The organism is Lactobacillus sp. UMNPBX6, assembly GCF_002553975.1.
Lineage (GTDB): Bacteria > Bacillota > Bacilli > Lactobacillales > Lactobacillaceae > Lactobacillus > Lactobacillus gallinarum.
In genome coordinates this window covers 1-4,384 of record NZ_PCZD01000089.1, presented here as the reverse complement: position 1 = coordinate 4,384, position 4,384 = coordinate 1, and the positions used below count along the sequence as shown (strand labels likewise).

3 protein-coding genes, 2 pseudogenes and 1 riboswitch are annotated in these 4,384 nt (G+C 39.9%); of the genes and pseudogenes, 1 reads left to right on the top strand and 4 read right to left on the bottom strand.

All coding sequences use genetic code 11. The annotated features are described in order from the left end of the window. Nucleotides 1-137: 137 nt before the first annotated feature. The 4 genes and pseudogenes from CP357_RS09565 to CP357_RS09550 form a co-directional block, all read right to left on the bottom strand. Nucleotides 138-1,424 (bottom strand): nucleobase:cation symporter-2 family protein, encoded by a 1,287-nt coding sequence (locus CP357_RS09565; protein ID WP_098037186.1) that lies wholly within the window; start codon nt 1,422-1,424, stop codon nt 138-140. 6 nt (nt 1,425-1,430) lie between these two features. Continuing rightward, nucleotides 1,431-2,009, bottom strand: coding sequence for a xanthine phosphoribosyltransferase (locus CP357_RS09560; protein ID WP_098037185.1), 579 nt, complete (start codon nt 2,007-2,009; stop codon nt 1,431-1,433). A gap of 71 nt (nt 2,010-2,080) precedes the next feature. Then, nucleotides 2,081-2,178, bottom strand: a riboswitch (purine riboswitch). A 71-nt stretch (nt 2,179-2,249) separates the two neighbouring features. After that, nucleotides 2,250-2,345: pseudogene (locus CP357_RS10725) on the bottom strand (XRE family transcriptional regulator); the annotation flags it as partial. A gap of 97 nt (nt 2,346-2,442) precedes the next feature. Continuing rightward, nucleotides 2,443-2,541, bottom strand: a pseudogene (locus CP357_RS09550) (helix-turn-helix domain-containing protein); the annotation flags it as partial. Between the two features lie 220 nt (nt 2,542-2,761). On the opposite strand from CP357_RS09550, the gene guaA reads away from it, so the two are divergent. Next, on the top strand, nt 2,762-4,315 hold the full coding sequence (guaA, locus tag CP357_RS09545) for a glutamine-hydrolyzing GMP synthase (RefSeq protein ID WP_198995875.1): 1,554 nt from the start codon (nt 2,762-2,764) through the stop codon (nt 4,313-4,315). Nucleotides 4,316-4,384: the final 69 nt, after the last annotated feature.

Here is a 4,384-nt window from a genome sequence, read left to right as displayed (position 1 = left end):
CAAGAAAAAGACGGTCAAGCAACTCAAATTAAGAGTTGGATTGATCGTCTTTTGGTATCTGAAAGTTAGTTTTTTCCCAGACACTTGAATATTTATAGAGAATTGTGATATATAGAATTATGAAATGAAAAGGCTTTTTACTTATAGGCACCACTTCTTCCGTTGAATAAAAGATTAAGCAGAGTTGCACAGATGCTAGCAACAACGATACCGTTGCCTAAGAACAATTGAATGGTTTGGGGAAGGGGTTGGAAGATTTGCGGATAGACAGTTACGCCTAGTCCCATACCAATTGAAATAGCTACAATTAGAATATTGCGGTTATTCTCAAAATCAACTTTGGTTAACATTTTGATTCCTTGCACGGCAATCATTGTGAACATAACCAACATGGCTCCGCCTAAAACTGAGTCAGGAATGATGGTAACTAGAGCACCGATTTTAGGAAGTAAGCCCATGGCCATTAATAAGCCAGCAGCCCAGTAAATCGGACGCTTAGTCTTAATGCCGGATAATTGAAGCAAGCCGACATTTTGAGAAAAAGTAGTGTAAGGGAAGGTGTTGAAAAGCCCACCGAAGATTTGTGCTAATCCTTCTGCACGATAACCTTTTTTGAGATCTTCTTCGGTGATATCTTGATGAAGTAGGTCGCCAATGGCAAAGAAGACGCCAGTGGATTCGACCAAGGAAACTAAGGCAATGATGATCATGGTCAAACAAGACGACCATTCGAATTCTGGCACCCCGAAGTAGAAAAATTGAGGCAAATGGAACCAAGAAGCTTCGGCAACTGGCTTTAATGAAACAAGCCCCATGCAGCTAGCGATTAGAGTACCAACAATTAATCCAATTAAAACGGAAATGGAACGTAAGAATCCTTTAGTCCAGACTTCGATGGCAATGATGATGAGGATGGTAATAAAGGCAGCGATTAAATTTTTCGCATCACCGAAATCTTTGGCTTGTGCGTTTCCGCCGCCCATATTCTGGAAAGCGACCGGAATTAAAGTTAGCCCAATTACTGTAATTAAGGTCCCAGTAACTACTGGCGGGAAGAGTTTTTTGATTTTTGAAAACCAGCCAGCAATTAGAAAGACGAAGATTCCAGCAACGATAATGGCACCATACATCGTGTTAATTGAAAACTTCTGCCCGATCATTTCTAAGGGAGCTACCGCTTGAATTGCACAGCCCAAAACGACTGGCAAGCCAATGCCGAAATATTTATTACGGAATAGTTGAATTAAAGTGGCTAAACCACACATGAAGATATCAATCGAAACTAGGTAAGTCATCTGTGTGCTATTGAAGTGTAGTGCCGTACCAATTAAAAGGGGAACGGCAACTGCACCGGAGTACATTGCCAGCAAATGTTGCAAACCTAGGACAGCAGCTTTTTTGTGACTAACTTCTTTTTGTGCCATTTTTAATTATTCTTCTCCCTCGAAGTGTACTTGATCATTTTCAAAGCTATCGATTTTTGCTAGGGCTTCAAAGCGTAAGCCTTCGTTTTCTACCCATTCGCTTCCGCCTTGGAAGGTTTTTGCAACAACAGCGCCAACGCCAACAATGTTACAGCCGGCTTGCTTGGCGATGTTAACCATGCCTTTGACTGCTTCACCGTGGGCAACGAAGTCATCGATGATTAAGATATGTTCGCCTGGGTGCAAAAATTTTTCTTCAACGCAGATCTTATTGTTGACCTTCTTGGTGTAAGAAAAGACGTCAGCCCAATAAACTGCATCATTCAAAGTAGATGGCTTTTTCTTTCGGGCAAAGATCATTGGCACGTGCAGTTGGTAGGCTGCCATGACACCAGGAGCAATTCCAGACGCTTCACAAGTTAAGACTTTATCGACTTTTTCATCTTTAAAAAGGCAGGCAAATTCTTCACCAACATGCATCATTAGTTGCGGATCAACTTGGTGATTCAAAAATGAATTAATTTTAAGCACATTTCCGGGTAAAACTTCACCATCTTGTTTAATTCGATCTACTAATTCCTTCAATATTATTCTCCTCAAGAAAGAAATAAGGACTTCTTCTACCTAAAACAGGTAAAAGAAGTCCTTAAGATTATTCTTAACGTTCATTCACCTATAGTCCGGTGTTTACGGTACCGGGTAGAGACTGTCGACCTTATTTCGACGATATATAGATATTTGTGTTGGCTTAATCTTAGCAGAATATATTGCCGAACACAAGTGGAAAATTAAGGATTAATGTTCGATTATAGTAAAAATTATTCAGCTGCGTTCCCAATCATTGGTAATGAAGCTATATCCTAGATAAAGTAAGACTGCTATTAACCAATAGAGTGTGGCGTATTTGTTCATAATCTTGCGACCAAGTTTTTTCTTAGGAATGTAATCATCTGTTTGTAATAAAATGTTGTAGCTGTCCATAATGATATTGCTTTTGACAAAGAAGAACACACCGATTGGATATAGCTTGCCGACTGACGTTCATCTTTTCAGCTAGTGCTTCTTGAAAAAGATGATTTTTCTTGCGTAATGCCGCAATTTTTTGACCTAATCTCATGATTGATCGTCCTTTCGTTTTGAAATAATTTAATTTAACGAAAATTTGCGGTTGCAGACCACCACTTTTTTAATTGCATTTAGCGCAACTAGTAGTTGCAACTGCTGGTTGCTCAAGATAAAAGCCGAACAATGAATGGCTATTTTTAACTTTTTGATTGACCTTTTTAATTTTTCCTAGTAGAGTTAGTTAAAAATGCGTAATTGAAAAGAGGGAGTAAATAGTGGCTAAGAATCTAGACGATTTTGATAAAATTATTGTGCTTGACTTCGGTAGTCAATATAACCAATTAATTACCCGCCGTATTCGTGACTTCGGTATCTATTCTGAACTTTTACCACACGATCTTTCCATGGAGAAGATTAAACAGATCAATCCTAAGGGAATCATTTTCTCAGGTGGTCCTAACAGTGTTTACGATAATGGTTCATTAAAGGTTGATCCTGCAATCTTTAAGTTGGGTATTCCAATTTTGGGTATTTGTTACGGGATGCAATTAATGTCTCATGACTTAGGCGGTAAAGTTGAACAAGCTGAAAACAAGGAATATGGCCGCGCCAACATTACGGTTGAAGATCCAGACAGCGCTTTGTTCAAGGGCTTACCAAGCAAGCAATACGTTTGGATGAGCCACGGCGACTTAGTAACTGAAGCTCCAAAAGGCTTCGAAGTAACTGCCTCAAGCAAAAACTGTCCAATTGCGGCAATTGCTAATCCAGATAAAAAGTTTTATGGTATTCAATTCCACGCTGAAGTACGTAATTCAGAATATGGTTTAGACATCTTGAAGCACTTTGCTTTTGAGGTTTGTGGTGCTGAGGCTAACTGGACCATGAACGACTTCATCGACATGAAGGTTGATGATATTCGTAAAGAAGTCGGCGACAAGAAAGTCATCTTAGGTCTTTCGGGTGGTGTAGATTCTAGCGTTACTGCTACTCTTTTACACAAAGCAATCGGCGACCAATTGACGGCAATTTTTGTTGATCACGGGATGCTGCGTAAAGACGAAGGCAATCAAGTAATGCAAGCCTTGAACAAGGATCTTGGTGTTAACATCATTCGGGTTAATGCCCAAAAGAGATTCTTAGACAAGTTGAAAGGTGTAACTGATCCTGAAAAGAAGCGTAAGATTATCGGTAAGGAATTCATCGAGGTCTTTAACGAAGAAGCTAAGAAGTTAAAGGATGTAGATTTCTTAGCTCAAGGTACGCTTTATACTGATGTTATCGAGTCAGGTACCAACACCGCGCAAACTATTAAGTCCCATCACAATGTTGGTGGTCTTCCTAAGGACATGCACTTCAAGTTGATCGAACCACTGCGTAAGTTGTTCAAGGACGAAGTACGTGAACTTGGTGAAAAGCTGGGCATTCCACATGACTTAGTATGGCGTCAGCCATTCCCAGGACCAGGTCTTGGTATCCGTGTTCTTGGTGAAGTGACTGAAGACAAGCTTAAGATTGTGCGTGATTCTGATGCGATTTTACGAGAAGAAATCAAGAAGGCAGGTTTACAAGAAAAGATCTGGCAATACTTCACTGTTCTTCCAGGTATTCGCTCCGTTGGAGTAATGGGCGATGGACGTACTTATGACTATACGATTGGTATTCGTGCCGTAACCTCAATTGATGGGATGACTGCAGATTTTGCCCAAATTCCATGGGATGTACTTGGTCACATTTCAGATAGGATCGTAAACGAAGTAGATAATGTTAACCGCGTAGTTTACGATGTGACGAGTAAGCCACCTTCAACGATTGAGTGGGAGTAATTTAATATATTAACATACGCGTGGTGCTAGTTAAATCGTTTTAGTTACTAAAAAAGTCCAATCTTGTTA

What these genes read in the sequence shown, in the direction of transcription:
- CP357_RS09565 (WP_098037186.1), bottom strand. Translation starts at nt 1,424, where the DNA reads ATGGCACAAAAAGAAGTTAGTCACAAAAAAGCTGCTGTCCTAGGTTTG.